We start from the raw sequence: 17,526 nt of genomic DNA on the forward strand, positions 1-17,526 counted from the left end.
TAGAACTGGTTAGCCCACACTTGTAAACTCATACTTTTATAAAGGAGAAATCTCGTATGAACATTTCATCCACATCCAGCAGTTCAATATCTATTGCAAGCACTTCATCTTCATCCAGTACCAACGATACAGTTAGTCTGGAAAAGCAAAAAGCTCAACTTGAAGCGGAGTATAACAAGGTACAGCAAAGTAAGGATAATAAAGATACAAAAGAAACAAAAATGAAGCAGCTTCAGCAGCAAATTAAACAGATTGAAGCTCAAATTGCACAGCAAAGTTCGCAATCCAGCGGCACGTCAACTCCAAAAATGGAAAAGCCCGCTCCAAGTAACACGGAAACAAATCGTATCAACAGCGCTAACAGCAGTGATATTACGGGAGTTGGAAAATCACTGGATATTTCAATTTAATCATTCCATCTCTTCTCCTGTATGACAGAGGATGGATACAAAGGATAGCGGGCTCTCCGTTTCATCGGGGCCCGCTTCTGCTATGCAATTACTAAATTAAGCGACAGGTGTCAAAATCCAGATTTGAGATTATTTTTTGTTGAAAACGCTATCTCCATCCTATATAATAACTATATAATTAATATTAGGGTTGTTACTGCAATGCAGGCAAAGCCTAAACCAATCCGTACTAAATTATGTTTAGTTTTGGATTAGTTTAGGTTTTTTTTTGTTAGTAAAAAATACAAAGTGGGCGAACTCATGAGGATTAAAAAAGTATTCAACAATAATGTTGCATTGGTTGAAGGACCAAATCGATCCGAGATAATTGTTATTGGAAAGGGACTAGCCTATCAGAAAAATCCAGGTGAAAATATAGATCCATCCAGAATTGAGAAGACTTTCGTGATGGAGACTAAAGAATTATCTGAGCGGCTATCCACATTACTGAGTGAAATTCCTACAAAGCATCTAGAATTGACTGATCAAATTATCCGTTATGCAGTAAAGGATCTCAACACTTCCTTTAGCAATAATATCTACCTGGCTCTTACAGATCATATTAGTTATGCAATTACGCGTGCTGCACAGGGATTGAGTCTCAAGAATGCGCTGCTCTGGGAGATACAGAAGTTTTATCCGAAAGAATATCACACGGCAATGCACGCATTATACTTAATTGAAAAGGAAACAGGAATTAAATTACCTGTAGATGAAGCTGGCTTTATTGCAATGCATTTTGTGAATGGCCAGCAGGATGGTCAGGAAATGGAACAGACCTTAATGGTAACCCAGATGGTTCAAGAAATTCTTAATATAGTAACACTTCATTATGGGATTGAGCTAGATGAGAATTCGTTAAATTATAGCCGCTTTGTGACTCACTTAAAATATTTTTCTTATCGCACCATGCGTCATGAATCGATTCCTTTTGAGGATGATGAGCTCTACGAACAAGTCGTTGTTAAGTATCCTGAAGCTTTTGCCTGCAGTGAGAAGGTAAGAGCATATTTACGGGAAGAGTATCAAGTTGAGACAACCGAAGGTGAAATGGTCTATTTCATGCTCCATATCAGGCGTGTGACCAGCAGAGATTAGCCTATTACAATAAATAGCAGGGTTGTTACCATTAATTGGGCAAAGCCTGGATAAGTGATGAGTGTACTGGTTTTCAGTGTGCTTTATCACCTGTTCAGGTTTTTTTGTTTCATATTAAAAGAATGAGGTCTAAAGGAGCGAAAACAAATGAAGTACGAAAGATTAGCCAAAGATATCGTGCAGAACATTGGGGGAGAGGAGAATGTTACGAATCTTGTCCATTGTGCAACCCGGTTGAGATTTAATTTAAAAGACAATCATGTACCCGACAAAGAGAAGCTGAAAAGCTTAGAAGGAGTGCTAACGGTCGTAGAAAGTGGTGGTCAATTCCAAGTGGTTATCGGAAATGACGTTGCACACGTGTATCAAGAGATTATGAAAACCAGCAAACTAGGGGCGGGCAATACTGCATCCGAGGATGGAGATAAACCTAAAGAGAAGATCATGTCCAGAATTTTTGCGGTGATTTCTGGAAGTTTATCTCCCCTGTTGCCTGCTATGGCGGGGGCGGGGATACTTAAAGCTTTCTTAACCTTATTCACAACTTTTGAATGGATCTCTGCGGAAAGTGGAACTTACCTAATCCTGGCTGCAGCAGCAAATGCCGTTTTCTATTTCCTGCCTATATTCCTGGGCGTCTCTGCAGCGATCAAATTCGGCGCCAATCCTTATGTAGGTGGAGTTATCGGTGCAGCATTAATGGAGCCGAATTTTACGGGGTTATTGGCCAATGGAGATACTTCTTCATTTCTAGGCATTCCTGTAGTCCTAATGGATTATTCGTCAACCGTCTTTCCGGTGTTCGTAGCTATTTGGATATTCTCTTACGTGGAGAAATATCTAAAGAAAATCATCTATAAAGAGCTGCAGACGTTTTTGGTTCCGTTATTGTCCTTAGTCATCATTGTACCGCTCACTGTTATGATCTTTGGCCCATTTGGAGTATATATCGGAAACGCGATAGCAGATGCCATTAATTATCTCATGGGAGTAAGCGGGCTGTTGACAGGAGCTGTCATTGGCGGGTTAATCTTTTTCCTTGTTGTTTTTGGCCTTCATTGGGGCATTATTCCGATCGTTCTGGCAAATCTTACGAATGGAACCGATCCAATCCTTGCGATGTGGGCAGCCTCTAACTTCGCGATGGCCGGGGTGGCACTGGCTGTTTTCATTAAATCCAAAGAAAAGCCTTTGAAATCAATTGCTGGTTCCTCTACATTAAGTCTGTTGTTAGCAGGTGTCTCTGAGCCGACTGTCTACGGGATATTGCTGCGTTACAAGCGCACGATTCCCTATGTTATTATTGCTGGAGCTATCGGAGGGGCAATTAATGGCGGTTTTCATACGTATGCTACAGCATTTGTCTTCCAAAATATTTTTTCGATCGGTGCATTTGAACCTATTGGGCATTATTTAATAGGAATTGCAGCTGCCATGGGTATTGGTTTGATTCTGACGATTCTTTTCGGATACATGGATAAAAAAGCTGTAACAGTAACTGAGCCAATTGATGTAACTCCTACTGTAGAAACAAAGGCTATTCAGCCAGAAGCAAGTGTCAATGTTATTGATGGTTCGCCGAGCTTAAAGAAAGAGGTACTGATCAGCCCATTAACAGGTGATGTGAAATCCTTGATTGAAGTTCCCGATCCTGCCTTTGCAGAAGGTGCTATGGGGAAAGGTATTGCAATAATCCCGAGTGTTGGCCAAGCTTTCTCGCCAGTGAACGGTACGATTGGTACTGTACTTAAGTCAGGTCATGCTGTAATTATACTGTCCGAGAATAGCGCAGAAATATTGATTCACATTGGAATCAATACCGTTCAATTAAAAGGGCAATACTTCACGCCTCGAGTGAAGGCAGGAGATCAGGTCCGCAAAGGAGATCTATTAATTGATTTTGATCTTGAGAAGATTAAGGAAGCCGGATACAATCCGATCACGCCTGTTATAATCTCGAATACCAGCGATTATTTGGATGTTATTGAAACAACAAACTCATCGGTTTTGGCACAAGATAAGTTGCTGACGCTTGTTGTCTAAGCAAATCTGTCTTCATCGGAATGGGGCTGGCAGATTGATTCGGACCTAAAAGCAACCGGATCGGAAGCGGCTGTCATTGAAGGTAGAAACAGCATTACGGTTAATAACACCAGCTTGTCTGGGGATGTAGATCGTGGAGACGATCACCCTGTCTGGCGGCGGCAAGCTGACTCCAGTCAGTGCTTCATAAGCAGTAAGACGTTAGAAGTCACTTCAATTAAATCCATAGGAATAAAAACAGTTGCTGGTCTATTAAACCAGCAACTGTTTTTACGTTTACTTAAGTATTTTGCATGAAGCCAGGGAGCGACTTTCAATCAGCGCTATATAGAGCGAATAATTTTATCTGTTTAAATGATTCATGTGACTAAACATAGAAAAGTATATACAATATATAACAGTAGGAAGATGAAAGTATTTTAACCATATTATTTTATATATTTAAATCAGTAAGTGCTAGTATTCATTTTAAATTGGAGGATTTATGCCATGACGCTGGAACCTCAGATGAGTCGAAGTAGTAGGGATGAAGCGCGTTTAGTCAGAAACAAGTTGATTGAGTTTAATGCGAAATACGTCCCTACAGATATTCGAACCCGATACGAAGAGATTAATCTTACGCTCAAAAATGAAGACGGTCAGGTCATGGGCGGTCTTCTAAGTGTACTATGTTGGAACTGGGTGGAGGTTGATATTTTGTGGGTAGATCAGCGCTACAGAGGAAAGGGCTATGGTTCACAACTGCTTGGTGAAATCGAACAAATTGCTAAAGAAAAAGGATGTAATTTTATACAACTTAATACCTTTACTTTTCAAGCGCCCGAATTCTATGAAAAGCATGGGTATGAAGTAGTTGGTGTCATTGACGATGCTCCGAGAGGCTTTAAACACTATTATTATAAGAAAGATATCTACTGAGGACTCTATATATGCGCGTACAGATCAAGGAAATAAATAAAGATCATCACATCATCATTCGTAGTATTGGCGAGGAAAAAGTATACGGCTACTGGACATATTTTTGGCATGAACTGACTTCCGGATATGCATATGTTGTCCCGTATGAACAAAGCTTGGATAAGTTGATTCCTGGTTGTGTAATTTCGGTCGAGACTTCTCAATCCAGTATACAAGGATTCAGAAGGCTGAAGTCTACTGAAGAGACAGGGATTTTTCGACCTCAACCAAAGTTAGGCGACTATTGGATTCAAGGAACGATACATCAAGTGATGCAAGGCGAAGCAGGCGAGATAGAATGTCTGGAGATTGTAGTTGGAGATGCTATGTTTATTTTGGATTCTGACGATATGAATAGTGATATAAACGTTAAAGCGGGCGACGGCGTCGCCTTTGAAATCATAGGCCTGCAGTTGTTTGACGAGGGACTGTGACCGTTCTGTGGTGATTGATTCGAAAAGAGGTGACACATGTCTAATGATTATAGTAAATCCAAAACGTTGGGTGCTTTTCTGAAATCACGTAGAAATCGCCTTCAGCCGGAGCAGGCAGGTCTTAGACTTTCACAGGTTCAATTAACCTATGATGAGCGCGCACATCTCATTCAATTGTGGGATCCCAATGAGACAAACGCTGTGTCTTGCATCCATACAACACTGAATCCACAGGGGCAAAATATTATAGATCAGTTGTCCTATCCTTCCTTCATCAGCAATGAGAGAGCGGAAGTACTTGCTTGGAATAGTGCGGCGAATGAGGTCATTACTGATTTCTCTTCCTTGTCAGCTTCGGAACGCGTCATGATTCGTTTATTGTTCGTCGATCCCGAATTACGTAGCCGTATGGTTAATTGGGAAGAGTTTGCGTCGTATTCGGTCGCTGTTTTTAGAACCTATTATGACAAGTATTTAGGAGATCCTTGGTTTGAGGAGACGGTAGAACGGCTGCGTGTGGAAAGTATGGAGTTTGACACCATGTGGAAGCTGCACCAGATCCAACTTAAAAAAGTGAATCGGGTGTCCTTTCAAATTTCTGACGCTGTGGAGGCAGTTTCTTATGATATTAATTCCTTAGCGAGTATTGCTGACCATCCGGGTCTGCACATTTGTATCTACACGCCAGTTTTGGAAGAAAAAACGTGATCTGAATAAACAGCAATGACCATAAGACGATCTTCTGCCTGTTAATCTTGTTTCTAGTATAAACGTACTGTGGTTGCCTCCATACGGGTCCATTAGAATGAGTACATATTCATTCCATCCATTACCCAAAGAAAAGAGGGAACCATGATATGCTGAAAAGAAAACTGGGACGTGAAGGGCTGGAGGTATCAGCTCTGGGCCTTGGCACGATGATGATGCCGAACAACGAGGAGTCGGTGTGCACACTTCAGGGGGCGCTGGATCTTGGTGTAACGCTGTTTGACACAGCAGATCTTTATGGTGAGGAATACGCACAACAGAAGTTCGGCGGCAATGAGAAGCTGGTTGGACGTGCACTCAAGGGTCGACGGGATGAGGTAGTGATTGCGACTAAATTCGGGATCACGCACACTCAGGGACCCAAGGGAGATCCGGCATATATTAAAAAATCCGTGGATGCCAGTCTGTATCATCTGGGGATCGATTATATCGACTTGTATTATCAGCATCGGGTCGACCCCAATACTCCGATTGAAGAGACCGTTGGAACGATGTCCGATTTGGTCAAGGAAGGGAAAATCCGTTATATCGGCCTGTCGGAAGCGTCGGCTGAGCAGATCCGCCGCGCGCATGCGGTGCATCCGATCACCGCAGTAGAAACCGAATACTCCTTGTGGAGCAGAGAAGTGGAAGATGAAGTCCTTCCGCTTCTGAACGAATTGGGAATCGGCTTCGTACCTTACAGTCCACTGGGTCGAGGTTTCCTCACGGGTCAGATCAAGAAATTTGACGATCTGCCCGAGGATGATTACCGTCGACATTTCCCGCGATTCCAAGGCGAGAATTTCACCAAAAATCTGGAGGTTGTCTCTCTGATCGAACAACTGGCAGCGCAAAAAGGCTGTACTTCTGCTCAGTTGGGACTGGCATGGCTGCTGGCGCAGGGTGACCATATCGTCCCGATTCCAGGAACGAAGAGACTGGAAAGAGTGCGGGAAAACCTTGGCGCTCTACAGGTTTCCTTGTCGGAAGCAGAGCTTCAAGAGATCGAGCGTATTTCGCCCAAAGGCTTCGCAGCAGGTTCTCGTTATCCGGGTCGTGTCTAGGAACCTGAGTATTGGCATGATGATTAAGTTTATGATAAGACCGTTCCTTTCTGGAGTCGCTTGGTAGTACCAACGGCTCTACAGAAAGACGGTCTTTTTTTGCTAATTTTGACCGTCCTATGCATGAGTTCTCTGATCTAGCCTATGGTTAGAGTTATTGCACTCTACAAAATAACGCGTTAAAGTATGGAGAATACCATATTTAACCACAATATGTCGGTGAGAAAGTTAAAAGCTAGATCATAGAGAATCGTGAATAAAGAAAGGTATGATCAGATTGACAACAGAAGTGACACACAAAATATATACCATGTGCATGATTCAAGACGGAAGCAAGGTATTGCTTATGAATAGACCCAATCGAAAGGGGTTTCCAGGTTATATTGCTCCAGGAGGAAAAGTAGAGTTTCCAGAAAGCATTGTGAATGGAGCCATTCGTGAAGTAAAGGAAGAAACAGGCTTAACCGTTACGGAAATTGTATTTAAAGGAATTGACGAATATTGTGATCCAAGTCAAGGGCTGAGATATATGGTCTTTAACTATTTGGCTACAGCAACTGAAGGTGAACTATTAAAAAATCCCCCTGAGGGAGAACTGCTGTGGGTGGACATGAAGGAAGCGCTAAATCTGCCGATGCAGGACTGGTTTAAGCGGAGATTTCCATTGTTTTTTGAGCCGGGAACGTTTGAAGTTAGTTTCGTGTGGCTGGCGGATACGGATGAAACCCTGGAAGCAACAATGAAGAGCTATGGGGTGTAAAGATGACGACGACCATTTATTTTTCGTCTAATCGGCTAGGTGAGGTAACAAATGATCAAATGCAAAGGATGCTGAAACGTTTTGATTTGGGGCGTTTGCTGTCTTATGAAAAAACGGTAGAAGGTGTTTTAGGACAAACTCTCTATGTCTCATCAACGGCTGGGCAGTTTGTGCTGAAGGGAAACCCGCTTTTTCCGGGGCAATGGGTGGAAGAAAAGTTTATGATCGAGCAAATCCAGACACGGATTCCAATTCCCGTGCCAACACCGTATCTTGTCGATGATACGGAGGATATTTTTGGTTGGAGCTATGCTGTTATGCCCCGTCTATACGGTCAGCACATACATACACCTCAGTTGCAAGCAAAGCTGACCTCGCTGGATAAACAGCAAATGGCTGAAATGCTTGCTACGGTCCTGTTGGAGCTTCATAGCTGGAAGGTTAAGAACAGTGGAGAGCTGGATACAACAACTCTAACCATTCGTCCTTTTGAAGTTTCTTATCGAGTATGGTTGTATGGGCGAATTCGATATTGGCTAGAGGACGCCCCAAAATACTCGAACATTTCTGTACAGGATATGGAATGGGTAGAGGAAATCTTGGAAGGCTCCCGTCAAGCATTCGATCAGCTGGAAGCTGCCACCTTTGTGATGGGGGATTTTAAACCGCAAAATTTTCTTGTACAGAATGGGGATAAGGGTTGGAGAGTCAGTGGTCTTTTTGATTTTACGACAGCCTATTTTGGGGATGGGGTTGCAGACCTTCCGAAAATAACCACCATGTATCTGGAGAACGGCGAAGAAGAGTTGGCAAAAGGTTTTCTTACTGCTTACGCACAAGGGATGGAAGCTAAAGAAGGATTTACTGAGCGTTTCCGGGTGCATATGCTGCATCAGCAGGTTCTAAACTGGGGATGTGCCAAAGCGATGAAGCAAGTCACCTGGGATGATAAGCTCTCTTTTGCAGATTGGGCGCAAAAGTTCATAGATATTGAGGTATATGAGAAATAGCAGATGAATTGGGTGCTTAATGAGAGGACAGTGAGTGGAATGCAGACAGTCAGATTGGTAAAGCCGGATCGGGGCTGGAAGGATGCTTATCTTTCATTTTATGAGGAATGGAAACAGAGCCAGGAGCATATGGTGCCTTGGGTGATTTCTATAGAACCGTATGATTTTGAAGGTATGCTGACGTTTTTAAGTAATCAGGAAAATGGAATTAATCTGTCTGAGGGCTGGGTCAAAAGCTCAACATACTGGCTTATGGATGCGGATAATCAGGTCCTCGGAGCGGTGAATATCCGGCATAATCTTAACGAGCACCTATTAAATGCCAGGGGTCATATTGGTTACGGTATCCGTCCTTCTGCACGAGGGAACAGGTACGCTGTAACTATGTTGGCCTTGGCATTGGAAAAAGCAAAAGAACTGGGGATTTCCCGAGCTCTGGTCGTATGCGACTCTGATAATATCAGCTCCAAAAGAACGATCCTGCGAAACGGCGGAACGCCGGACAAGGATTACATAGAGGAAGACGGAAACCGTGTAAACCGGTTTTGGATCGAACTGTGAGTGAGAAAGAGGGGAACGCGAGAAGCTCATGAAATTATGGCCTGAATATGCGCAAAACATTATTGTTGGTGTTATTTTTGAAGGGAAATGGAACTGGTATGTGACGGAAAGAGAGTATTGGTTTCTGACTATCGAAATGGAGGAACGGTTCGGTATCGCTATTTTGGATGAAACCACAGCGGGAGCATTTTTGGATCACATCTGTGAATATAAGGTGGCTACTGGTGAACTAACTTCAATGCTACAGTTACTGGATGATGCTATCCAGCATAAGGATGAAGTGTTGGAGTTCTGTCCTGCTCTGTATGTTAACTTTGACGAGAAAGTTCTCTATTCGCTATTTCCAGAGCCAGCTTCGTTTGAACACTATGTCCCAGCGGGATGGAAAGGAGAATATCAAAACTTTTTGAACGAGGTACCTTCATCTGAACGGTATTGGATTATAAATGGAAACCATTTTTTTGAACGATTCATATGAGAGGAGCAGGGGGAATATGAATTCTTCCATGCATGAATTTAAAATCATCTCCAAGCACAGAATGTACGATCAATATTTGGTAAAGCTGCGGGCATGCATTGGGCTTTTGGATGAACAGGTGCTATGGCGTATTGGTGAGGCGGAAACGAACAGTATTGGTGGGACCATCAACCATATCATGGTGCATGTGCGTAGAAACGCAGCCAAGCTCATAGATCCGACGATTACATACAAGCAAGGAATGGAGGATAGCTTTATACCTTCCATGCAAAACAAGGAACAACTTATGGATGAAGTTGAAGAAGCTTTTTCATCCTTCTGTGCAGCATTGGACAATACGGGCGCGATAGATATGTATAACGTATACCATGTGGTGGAGCATACGGCTTATCATCTGGGGCAGATCATAGACCGAGTTCAGAGATTGGCAGATCATCGTTTTCAATTTGTACAGACAGGACTTAATGAAAAAGCATTGCATGCGATAGTGCAGCAATCCTTGCATAACATACGAGAATAACGAAAGTATCGGCCATATAAATCTATAAAATATAGTTCCAAGGTCACAAAAACCTCTGTTATCGTCATGTTTTTATTTCTTAATTGATATTGATAATTATTATCACTTATAATAGGGGCAGATATATCACGCTATGGTTGGGAGAGTTGCAGAGTGACAGAGTCCTTGGAATTATATGATGTAACGATCATCGGCGGCGGTCCTGCCGGTATGTATACCGCGTTTTACAGTGGAATGAGAGATATGAAAACCAAGCTGATCGAAGCCAAGCATGAGCTAGGCGGACGGATGCGCATATATCCGGAGAAGATGATATGGGATGTTGGAGGTGTCACGCCGATATTATGTGAAAAGCTGATCGATCAGCTAGAGCAGCAGGCGCGGACGTTCGAGCCTACGATTGTGCTGGGACAGCAGATCACAGGTTTGGATCGGCAAGAGGATGGAACCTTCCTGCTGACCTCTGCGACAGGGGAGCAGCATTGGACACGTACGGTGGTCCTGGCAGTAGGCTACGGCATTCTCAAAATGGCCAAGCTGGAGATTGAAGGAGCTGACCGCTATGAGGTCACAAACTTGCATTATACTGTGCAAGAATTGGAGCCGTTCCGAGGCAAGCATGTCCTGATTTCCGGTGGAGGCGACTCGGCTGTGGATTGGGCGAATGAACTGGAGTCTATTGCGGCGAGTGTGACAGTTGTACATCGTCGGGATCATTTTGGCGGACATGAGAAAAATGTAGCTCGTATGAAAGCATCTTCTGTCCGTGTTCTCACACCCTATGCGGTGAGTCAGCTACATAGCAACAACGGAGAGACGATTGAACAAGTGACGATCAGTCATGTGGATACGGGCGAAATACAGATGCTGAATGTTGATGCAGTCATCGTGAATCATGGTCTAAAATCCGATTTCGGCCCGCTTCGGGATTGGGGACTGGATATGGGAGAGTGGCATGCCCGAGTGAGCGAAAAGCTGGAAACGAATCTACCGGGGATTTTCGCCGCAGGCGATTTTGTCGAGTACGGAAGCAAGCTGTATCTGATTGCAGGTACGTTCACCGATGCCGCCCTTGCATTAAACAGCGCCAAGCTGTACATTGATCCGGCAGCTGACAAAGCCGCATATGTTTCTTCTCACAACAGCCGCTTCAAGGAAAAAAACCGCGAGCTTGGTGTCGTGGAGTAGCCAACGGAAACAGGCTGAATATGAATAAAATAAGCAGGGCATAAAGGAGCTTCCAGGACCATTAGATGTGGTTCTGGAAGTTTTTATGTACATTTTTCGAGTTCAGCCTATATAGTAGATGTGGAGCAGTAAGACAAGGAGAGTGAAAAATGTGCATACGAGAGGATATGTATGTGCAGGAACGTGCGTGTGTCCTTTTGGGGCATCATCGGTATGAGCCAGCGACAGAATCATTAAAAGAAGTGGTGGAGCACGGAATGCCGAATGGGAAGCCGGCTGCCCGTAAAGCGCTCTCGATGATTCGTAGTAGGCAACTGGACAAGCGTTAAAAAATTATATTAGCCTGCCATAGAATGTACGGCGGGATCGGAAGGTGACCTATGGAAAAACGAACAGAGCAACAGGCAACTGTTATGGCAGATATTATTCAAAAGGCAGAGTCCTTTGTACAGCAGCAGTTGGAGCATGACCACAGTGGTCACGATTGGTGGCATATTGACCGGGTGAGAAAGTTGTCTCTTGCAATTGCTGCCCAAGAGGGTGCAGATTTGTTTGTTTGTGAACTGGCAGCACTGCTGCATGATGTAGCAGATGAAAAATTAAATGATTCCAAACAAGCGGGGCTGGATAAAGTTGAGCAGTGGCTGCGTCTGCATGTAAGTGATTCTGGGGTCATCACGCACGTGATGACTATAATTGCGACGATGTCCTACAATGGTGGCCAAAATCCGCCTATGGAGACGCTGGAGGGTCAGGTTGTACAGGATGCAGACCGGTTGGATGCCCTTGGAGCGATCGGTATTGCAAGAACCTTTATGTATGCAGGCTCAAAAGGCACTATGATGCATCACCCGGATAAAGATTTTTCACAGCACGATTATCGTGCCGCAGGCAAAAGCGCCATCTACCATTTTTACGAAAAGCTGTTGAAGCTCAAGGATTTAATGAATACCGCTTATGCCAAACAACTGGCGATGACCCGGCATCAGTGGATGGAGAAGTACCTGGAGCAATTCTACAGGGAATGGAATGTGGATGATATCAAAAAGGGAGGAGAAAGCATTTTTTAATAAATTTTAGAAAAAATATTGCAATACAGTGATTTCTCTCCTACTATTGATAATAGTTATCATCGATAATGATAACTATTATCAATAATTTAAGTATTTAGAGGGGAGTCATTCAGGTTATGAAGAAGTTTGCAGTAGGGGTGTGTACCTTATTATCGGCAAGTTTGCTGTTGACGGCATGTGGTGGAAAGGGGCAGGAGGCGGATAGCTCGGTACAAGGTAAACCCAATGCATCGACGCAGACGTCCATTTCCGATCAAGAAAGTAGCAAGACTATTACATATATGGATAAAACGTACAAACTGACCAAGACGGATCATATTATTGTAGCTAGTCTGGAAGCGATGGAAGATGCGGCTGTCCTGGGAGTAAAGCCGATTGGGGCGGTCACTTCAGGAGGGAAATTCCCTAAATATATGGAAAAAGCGATGGAAGGAGCTGCAGATGTCGGTGACCGGATGCAGCCTAGCGCTGAAACGATCCTGAAACTGAGGGCAGATGTGATTCTTGGGAGTTCCAAATTTCGGCCTGCGGTGGCAGAACAGCTGGGTAAGGTCGCTACACTAATTCCAGTATCCCACATTTCAACGAACTGGGAAGCGAACCTCCTAATGTTGGGACAGCTTACGGGGAAAGAGGCCAAGGCGGAAGAGATACTGAACAAGTACAAGCAAGATGTGAAGGCGGCCCAACAAAAGCTCAAGCCATTATGGGAAAACAAAAAGGTGCTTATGGTACGGATTCGTACAGGCAATCTGTATGTATATCCTGCGGATGTATATTTCAATCCTTCGCTGTATGTTGATCTTGGAGCCAAGGTGCCAGAAGAGTTAAATGGAGTCAAAGCACAAGAGGCGGTTTCCCTGGAGAAATTAGCTGATATGAATCCGGATTATCTTTTCGTGCAATTTTCAGAAGGAGAAAACAAGGATCAGCCGCAGGCATTGGCGGATCTGGAGAAGAATCCGATTTGGAGCAGTATCAATGCCGTCAAGAATGGGAAAACCTTCGTCAACATTGTAGATCCCAATGCTCAGGGCGGTACCTCATGGAGCAAAATTGCCTTTTTGGAAGCGGTCGTAAACCGGCTTTCGCAATAAGGGAAGGAACATGGGAAAAAAGTTGATTTCTCCTTACCTTGTAATTTTAGCCTCTCCTTTGTTTATCGTTTTAACGTTGCTGCTTTCTGTGATGTACGGAACTAAAACGATAGGATGGGAGACGATAATTGCTGCCTTTTTCCATTTTGATGCCGGAAGTGTGGATCATCAGGTTGTTTTAAGCTCACGTCTGCCCAGAGCAGTCGGTTCTATATTGATTGGTGGCTTTCTCGCAATTTCAGGTGCCGTTATGCAAGGAATGACGCGAAACTTTCTGGCTTCGCCCTCTATTATGGGCGTGTCGGATGGGGCTGCGTTTGTGATTACGCTGATGATGATTTTGGCACCGAACTCCACTTCCATGAGCCTGATCGGCAGTTCTTTTGTGGGATCGGGCCTGGGAGTAGCTATTGTATTTGGTTTAGCCTGGATGATCCCCGGTGGCCTTGCTCCTGTTCGTATGGCTATTCTGGGAACGATCATCGGCACGTTTTTAAGTAGCCTATCGGCCATTCTTTCCATTTATTTTAATGTATCGCAAAATGTAAGCTTCTGGTTTAATGCCCGTCTGCACCAGATGGACCCTGGAATTATTCAACTGGCCATTCCTTTTGCCATTGTGGGAATTGTGGGAGCGATGCTGCTAGCAAAGCCCATTACACTGCTGTCGCTGGGCGATGAAGTCGCCACAGGCCTGGGACAACGGACACTGCCAATCAAGCTGGGGGCCATGCTCTGCGTTGCATTGCTGACGGGTGTTTCTGTAGCGCTGGCAGGAAAAATTGCTTTTGTGGGCTTATTGATTCCGCACATCACCCGATATCTAATCGGAGTAGATTACCGTTGGGTCATTCCATGCTCTGGTTTGATCGGTGGCGTTTTTTTGGGCATGTCGGATGTGTTGAGCCGTTTTCTTAATTATCCGTTTGAAACGCCCATTGGTGTGGTTACCTCGGTCATTGGCATCCCTTTCTTTCTGTATTTAATACGCAGAAAAGGAGGGGGAGAGCATGCGTAAAATCAGTGCGATGCAGCTAGGGCTCGTTCTGACAGGCGGAGCTGTGCTCATTTTAGCGGCCTCCTATATTAGTCTGACCCATGGAGAGTTCGACATGACCCTTCAGGAAGTGGTTCAGACACTGTTCCGTATCAACCCTACTCCGCAGATGGATTTGGTTATTTTTGATTTTCGGCTACCGCGTATTGTGATTGCGGCCTTGGTCGGTCTGGGGCTTGGGATTGCTGGAGCAGCGGTACAGGGGGTTACGCGGAACGGCTTGGCCGATCCCGGTATTTTAGGCATTAATGCAGGTGCGGGGGCGGCAATCGTTATATTCATGTTCTTTTACCAAGGACAAATGGAGACGACAGGCTGGACTACTGCGCTGGCTATGCCTTTTTTTGGCCTGATTGGAGGTTTGGTAGCTGCGCTGCTAATCTATTTATTTGCTTGGAAAGCAGGGCGTCTTGATCCGCAGCGTCTGCTGCTCGTGGGTATCGCGATTGGCTCCGGCTTCGGTTCCTTGACCTTATATCTGTCGCTGAAGATGAAAGCCTCGGATTTTGAAATGGCGACAGTATGGATGTCTGGAAGCATTTGGAGTGCTGATTGGAAGCTGGTTGCCGCCGTCATTCCTTGGCTGGTCATTTTAATCCCCGTCATTTGGCTAAAATCGTATGTTCTGGATCTATTTCAATTGCATGAAAATACGGCCAGAAGTCTCGGCGTTGCGACCGAAAAGGAAAAGTCTATTCTTTTGCTGTCCAGCATTGGACTGGTAAGTGCCTGTGTGTCTGTTTCGGGGGGGATTGGCTTTGTAGGTTTATTGTCCCCTCATATTGCCAGAAGGCTAGTTGGACTTCATCATCGTTTTGTTATTCCCGTATGCGGCATGGTCGGTATGGTGCTGGTGCTGTTGTCTGATTTTGTTGCCAAAACGGTGGTTGCGCCTGCGGAAATTCCTGTTGGACTGATAATTGCGGTGATCGGGGTCCCTTATTTTGTAGTCTTGCTCATGAAAAAAACGGCCTGATTTGATTAAAATTAAGGTTCCAAAGGAGGTTATCCCCATCAAAAACCAATTTATCCGAAGTCATGGTTCCAGCGATGCTGACGCACTTGTGTACATTCCCCGCAGTCAGCATCGAGTGATGCGCTCACGCATTGAAAACCGTGAATATCACATTTTTATATCCATCCCTACCGAGGAACCTCCTGTATCCGGTTATCCAATTATTTATGTGCTGGATGCCAATTCTGTTTTTGGAACCATGGTGGAAGCGGTGCGTGTTCAGGGCAGACGGCCTGATAAAACGGGCGTTGTTCCAGCTATCGTTGTCGGTATAGGTTACCCGACTGAGGCACCGTTCCATCCTTCACGATATTACGATCTTACACTGCCAGGGACGGCAGTAGAGCTTCCTGTGAGACCAAACGGAGAAGCATCTATTGAAAGCGGGGGAGCAGAGAGTTTCCTGTCATTTATTGAAGATGAGCTAAAGCCTGAGGTGGAGCGTGATTTTCACATCGACCGCAGCCGGCAGACGATCTTCGGTCATTCATTGGGGGGCCTGTTCGTATTACATACCCTGTTTACAAGACCCGACTCTTTTCAGGTCTATGTGGCGGGAAGTCCCTCTATTCACTGGGGCGGGAGGGCCATTATGGAGGAAGAAAAACACTTTTTAGCCTCCACAGCTCAGGAGCAGCGGAACAAAAGGCTATTGATTGCGGTGGGTGAGCTGGAAGCAGGACATTCAAGTGGTATGCAGGAGAAGGCCAAGGAGCTTGCCGAGCGTTTAACAAATGTGAATGATTCGGGCTTGCATGTAGAATTCCGTGAATTTGCAGATGAAGGCCATATATCCGTGTTGCCAGTACTGGTGAGCAGAGCCGTTCGTTTTGCTTCGGTTTGTTACTAAAACTATAAAAAGGATCAAAAAACGAAGATATTTAAAGGAATATAGAGTATAAAAAGGGATAAAATTCAAGAAACCTTCTCCGATGTTGCCAGGAGAGGGTTTTTTGAATTGATAATTTGCTTGAATGTATAAATATGGGCTAAAACAGACGATTTTCAACATTGACTGTAATTGATGGTTTAGTTATCATATTTTGTAACTTCTTATTGATAATGATTATCATTATTAATGTTTTGAATTTAAATTGAATGATGATTACAGCAGGAACTGGGCATTAAACTGCTTCTTTTGGTTTCGCTGGAAAGGATGGAATGAACATGAGTGATGACGGAATACAGGGGAAGGTAGCTCTGGTTACAGGTGCTGCCCAAGGTATCGGTGCTGCTGTAGCGCGTTCTCTGGCCGAATTAGGAGCAGTCATTGCCGCTGTAGACCAGAACGCAGAAGGTGTGAGCAGGCTTGTGGACGAGCTGGTGCGTGACGGCTATCGTGCAACGGCATGTCCCGTCGATGTCAGCCATCGTGCGGCTGTCGACGAGACGGTGGAACAGATTGAGCATCATCTCGGGCCAGTCGGCATTTTGGTGAATGTTGCGGGTGTGCTACGAATTGGGCAAGTAGACACGCTCCGTGACAGCGACTGGACGGAAACCTTTGCTGTAAACACAAACGGTGTCTTTTACATATCCCGGGCTGTGGTGAAGCATATGATTCCCCGGAAATCGGGTTCGATTGTCACGGTGGGTTCCAATGCGGGAGCTGTACCTCGTATGTATATGGCAGCTTATGCAGCTTCAAAGGCCGCTTCGGCGATGTTTACCAAATGTTTGGGATTGGAGGTTGCCTGCCATCACATTCGCTGTAATGTGGTGTCCCCAGGCTCTACGGAGACAGAAATGCAGCGGTCCCTGTGGTCTGATGAGAGTGGTGCACAAGCAGCTATTGACGGATCGCCGAACGCTTATAAGGTTGGCATTCCACTGCAAAGGCTGGCTGATCCGGCAGATATCGCGGCTGCTGTTGTTTTTCTTGCTTCGAACAAGTCACGTCATATAACGATGCATGATTTGCGAATTGATGGCGGCGCTACGTTAGGTGTCTGATTGGAATTGGAATGTAGCA

20 protein-coding genes are annotated in these 17,526 nt (G+C 44.8%); all 20 read left to right on the forward strand.

What is annotated here, in order from left to right; translation table 11 throughout:
- Positions 1 to 56 precede the first annotated feature (56 nt).
- The 20 genes from AC6EJC_RS10805 (at position 57) to AC6EJC_RS10900 (ending at position 17,507) form a co-directional block, all read left to right on the forward strand.
- Positions 57 to 410, forward strand: coding sequence for a FlxA-like family protein (locus AC6EJC_RS10805; RefSeq protein WP_444953968.1), 354 nt, complete (start codon positions 57 to 59; stop codon positions 408 to 410).
- Between the two features lie 300 nt (positions 411 to 710).
- Positions 711 to 1,547, forward strand: coding sequence for a BglG family transcription antiterminator LicT (gene licT / locus AC6EJC_RS10810; protein WP_444953969.1), 837 nt, complete (start codon positions 711 to 713; stop codon positions 1,545 to 1,547).
- A 147-nt stretch (positions 1,548 to 1,694) separates the two neighbouring features.
- Positions 1,695 to 3,590: a beta-glucoside-specific PTS transporter subunit IIABC gene (locus AC6EJC_RS10815; RefSeq protein WP_444953970.1), complete on the forward strand. Its 1,896-nt coding sequence runs from the start codon at positions 1,695 to 1,697 to the stop codon at positions 3,588 to 3,590.
- A gap of 489 nt (positions 3,591 to 4,079) precedes the next feature.
- Positions 4,080 to 4,508, forward strand: a complete 429-nt coding sequence (locus AC6EJC_RS10820) for a GNAT family N-acetyltransferase (RefSeq protein WP_444953971.1) — start codon at positions 4,080 to 4,082, stop codon at positions 4,506 to 4,508.
- Between the two features lie 11 nt (positions 4,509 to 4,519).
- Positions 4,520 to 4,981, forward strand: a complete 462-nt coding sequence (locus tag AC6EJC_RS10825) for a hypothetical protein (RefSeq protein ID WP_444953972.1) — start codon at positions 4,520 to 4,522, stop codon at positions 4,979 to 4,981.
- Between the two features lie 36 nt (positions 4,982 to 5,017).
- On the forward strand, positions 5,018 to 5,689 hold the full coding sequence (locus tag AC6EJC_RS10830) for an MmyB family transcriptional regulator (protein ID WP_444953973.1): 672 nt from the start codon (positions 5,018 to 5,020) through the stop codon (positions 5,687 to 5,689).
- Between the two features lie 149 nt (positions 5,690 to 5,838).
- Positions 5,839 to 6,795, forward strand: coding sequence for an aldo/keto reductase (locus tag AC6EJC_RS10835; protein ID WP_444953974.1), 957 nt, complete (start codon positions 5,839 to 5,841; stop codon positions 6,793 to 6,795).
- A gap of 268 nt (positions 6,796 to 7,063) precedes the next feature.
- The gene (locus tag AC6EJC_RS10840) at positions 7,064 to 7,555 is read left to right on the forward strand and encodes an 8-oxo-dGTP diphosphatase (protein WP_444953975.1); all 492 of its coding nucleotides are present in this window, start codon (positions 7,064 to 7,066) and stop codon (positions 7,553 to 7,555) included.
- 2 nt (positions 7,556 to 7,557) lie between these two features.
- Complete coding sequence (locus tag AC6EJC_RS10845) at positions 7,558 to 8,565, forward strand: phosphotransferase family protein (RefSeq protein ID WP_444953976.1); 1,008 nt, start codon at positions 7,558 to 7,560, stop codon at positions 8,563 to 8,565.
- 39 nt (positions 8,566 to 8,604) lie between these two features.
- Positions 8,605 to 9,126: a GNAT family N-acetyltransferase gene (locus AC6EJC_RS10850; RefSeq protein WP_444953977.1), complete on the forward strand. Its 522-nt coding sequence runs from the start codon at positions 8,605 to 8,607 to the stop codon at positions 9,124 to 9,126.
- A gap of 28 nt (positions 9,127 to 9,154) precedes the next feature.
- Complete coding sequence (locus AC6EJC_RS10855) at positions 9,155 to 9,604, forward strand: hypothetical protein (protein ID WP_444953978.1); 450 nt, start codon at positions 9,155 to 9,157, stop codon at positions 9,602 to 9,604.
- Between the two features lie 16 nt (positions 9,605 to 9,620).
- A complete protein-coding gene (locus AC6EJC_RS10860) occupies positions 9,621 to 10,124 on the forward strand; it encodes a DinB family protein (protein ID WP_444953979.1) in 504 nt (167 codons plus the stop codon).
- 153 nt (positions 10,125 to 10,277) lie between these two features.
- A complete protein-coding gene (locus AC6EJC_RS10865; protein ID WP_444953980.1) occupies positions 10,278 to 11,312 on the forward strand; it encodes an NAD(P)/FAD-dependent oxidoreductase in 1,035 nt (344 codons plus the stop codon).
- Positions 11,313 to 11,461: 149 nt separating this feature from the next.
- Positions 11,462 to 11,641 (forward strand): LacI family transcriptional regulator, encoded by a 180-nt coding sequence (locus AC6EJC_RS10870; protein WP_444953981.1) that lies wholly within the window; start codon positions 11,462 to 11,464, stop codon positions 11,639 to 11,641.
- A 51-nt stretch (positions 11,642 to 11,692) separates the two neighbouring features.
- A complete protein-coding gene (locus tag AC6EJC_RS10875) occupies positions 11,693 to 12,382 on the forward strand; it encodes an HD domain-containing protein (protein WP_444953982.1) in 690 nt (229 codons plus the stop codon).
- A 119-nt stretch (positions 12,383 to 12,501) separates the two neighbouring features.
- Entirely contained in the window at positions 12,502 to 13,482 is a 981-nt protein-coding gene (locus AC6EJC_RS10880) for an ABC transporter substrate-binding protein (RefSeq protein ID WP_444953983.1), read from the forward strand.
- Positions 13,483 to 13,492: 10 nt separating this feature from the next.
- A complete protein-coding gene (locus AC6EJC_RS10885; RefSeq protein WP_444953984.1) occupies positions 13,493 to 14,500 on the forward strand; it encodes a FecCD family ABC transporter permease in 1,008 nt (335 codons plus the stop codon).
- Positions 14,493 to 15,515 (forward strand): FecCD family ABC transporter permease, encoded by a 1,023-nt coding sequence (locus AC6EJC_RS10890; protein WP_444953985.1) that lies wholly within the window; start codon positions 14,493 to 14,495, stop codon positions 15,513 to 15,515. Before AC6EJC_RS10885 ends, AC6EJC_RS10890 begins: the two co-directional genes overlap by 8 nt.
- 118 nt (positions 15,516 to 15,633) lie before the next feature.
- On the forward strand, positions 15,634 to 16,404 hold the full coding sequence (locus AC6EJC_RS10895) for an alpha/beta hydrolase (protein ID WP_444954096.1): 771 nt from the start codon (positions 15,634 to 15,636) through the stop codon (positions 16,402 to 16,404).
- A 317-nt stretch (positions 16,405 to 16,721) separates the two neighbouring features.
- Positions 16,722 to 17,507, forward strand: coding sequence for a 2,3-dihydro-2,3-dihydroxybenzoate dehydrogenase (locus AC6EJC_RS10900; RefSeq protein ID WP_444953986.1), 786 nt, complete (start codon positions 16,722 to 16,724; stop codon positions 17,505 to 17,507).
- The last annotated feature ends 19 nt before the right edge of the window (positions 17,508 to 17,526 follow it).

It is taken from the genome of Paenibacillus sp. TY11 (assembly GCF_059772165.1).

Bases quoted from the DNA above. Each gene is read 5' to 3' on its own strand.
- AC6EJC_RS10805 (WP_444953968.1), top strand. From the start codon at position 57: ATGAACATTTCATCCACATCCAGCAGTTCAATATCTATTGCAAGCACT.
- licT (WP_444953969.1), top strand. From the start codon at position 711: ATGAGGATTAAAAAAGTATTCAACAATAATGTTGCATTGGTTGAAGGA.
- AC6EJC_RS10815 (WP_444953970.1), top strand. From the start codon at position 1,695: ATGAAGTACGAAAGATTAGCCAAAGATATCGTGCAGAACATTGGGGGA.
- AC6EJC_RS10820 (WP_444953971.1), top strand. From the start codon at position 4,080: ATGACGCTGGAACCTCAGATGAGTCGAAGTAGTAGGGATGAAGCGCGT.
- AC6EJC_RS10825 (WP_444953972.1), top strand. From the start codon at position 4,520: ATGCGCGTACAGATCAAGGAAATAAATAAAGATCATCACATCATCATT.
- AC6EJC_RS10830 (WP_444953973.1), top strand. From the start codon at position 5,018: ATGTCTAATGATTATAGTAAATCCAAAACGTTGGGTGCTTTTCTGAAA.
- AC6EJC_RS10835 (WP_444953974.1), top strand. From the start codon at position 5,839: ATGCTGAAAAGAAAACTGGGACGTGAAGGGCTGGAGGTATCAGCTCTG.
- AC6EJC_RS10840 (WP_444953975.1), top strand. From the start codon at position 7,064: ATGATCAGATTGACAACAGAAGTGACACACAAAATATATACCATGTGC.
- AC6EJC_RS10845 (WP_444953976.1), top strand. From the start codon at position 7,558: ATGACGACGACCATTTATTTTTCGTCTAATCGGCTAGGTGAGGTAACA.
- AC6EJC_RS10850 (WP_444953977.1), top strand. From the start codon at position 8,605: ATGCAGACAGTCAGATTGGTAAAGCCGGATCGGGGCTGGAAGGATGCT.
- AC6EJC_RS10855 (WP_444953978.1), top strand. From the start codon at position 9,155: ATGAAATTATGGCCTGAATATGCGCAAAACATTATTGTTGGTGTTATT.
- AC6EJC_RS10860 (WP_444953979.1), top strand. From the start codon at position 9,621: ATGAATTCTTCCATGCATGAATTTAAAATCATCTCCAAGCACAGAATG.
- AC6EJC_RS10870 (WP_444953981.1), top strand. From the start codon at position 11,462: ATGTGCATACGAGAGGATATGTATGTGCAGGAACGTGCGTGTGTCCTT.
- AC6EJC_RS10875 (WP_444953982.1), top strand. From the start codon at position 11,693: ATGGAAAAACGAACAGAGCAACAGGCAACTGTTATGGCAGATATTATT.
- AC6EJC_RS10880 (WP_444953983.1), top strand. From the start codon at position 12,502: ATGAAGAAGTTTGCAGTAGGGGTGTGTACCTTATTATCGGCAAGTTTG.
- AC6EJC_RS10885 (WP_444953984.1), top strand. From the start codon at position 13,493: ATGGGAAAAAAGTTGATTTCTCCTTACCTTGTAATTTTAGCCTCTCCT.
- AC6EJC_RS10890 (WP_444953985.1), top strand. From the start codon at position 14,493: ATGCGTAAAATCAGTGCGATGCAGCTAGGGCTCGTTCTGACAGGCGGA.
- AC6EJC_RS10895 (WP_444954096.1), top strand. From the start codon at position 15,634: ATGCGCTCACGCATTGAAAACCGTGAATATCACATTTTTATATCCATC.
- AC6EJC_RS10900 (WP_444953986.1), top strand. From the start codon at position 16,722: ATGAGTGATGACGGAATACAGGGGAAGGTAGCTCTGGTTACAGGTGCT.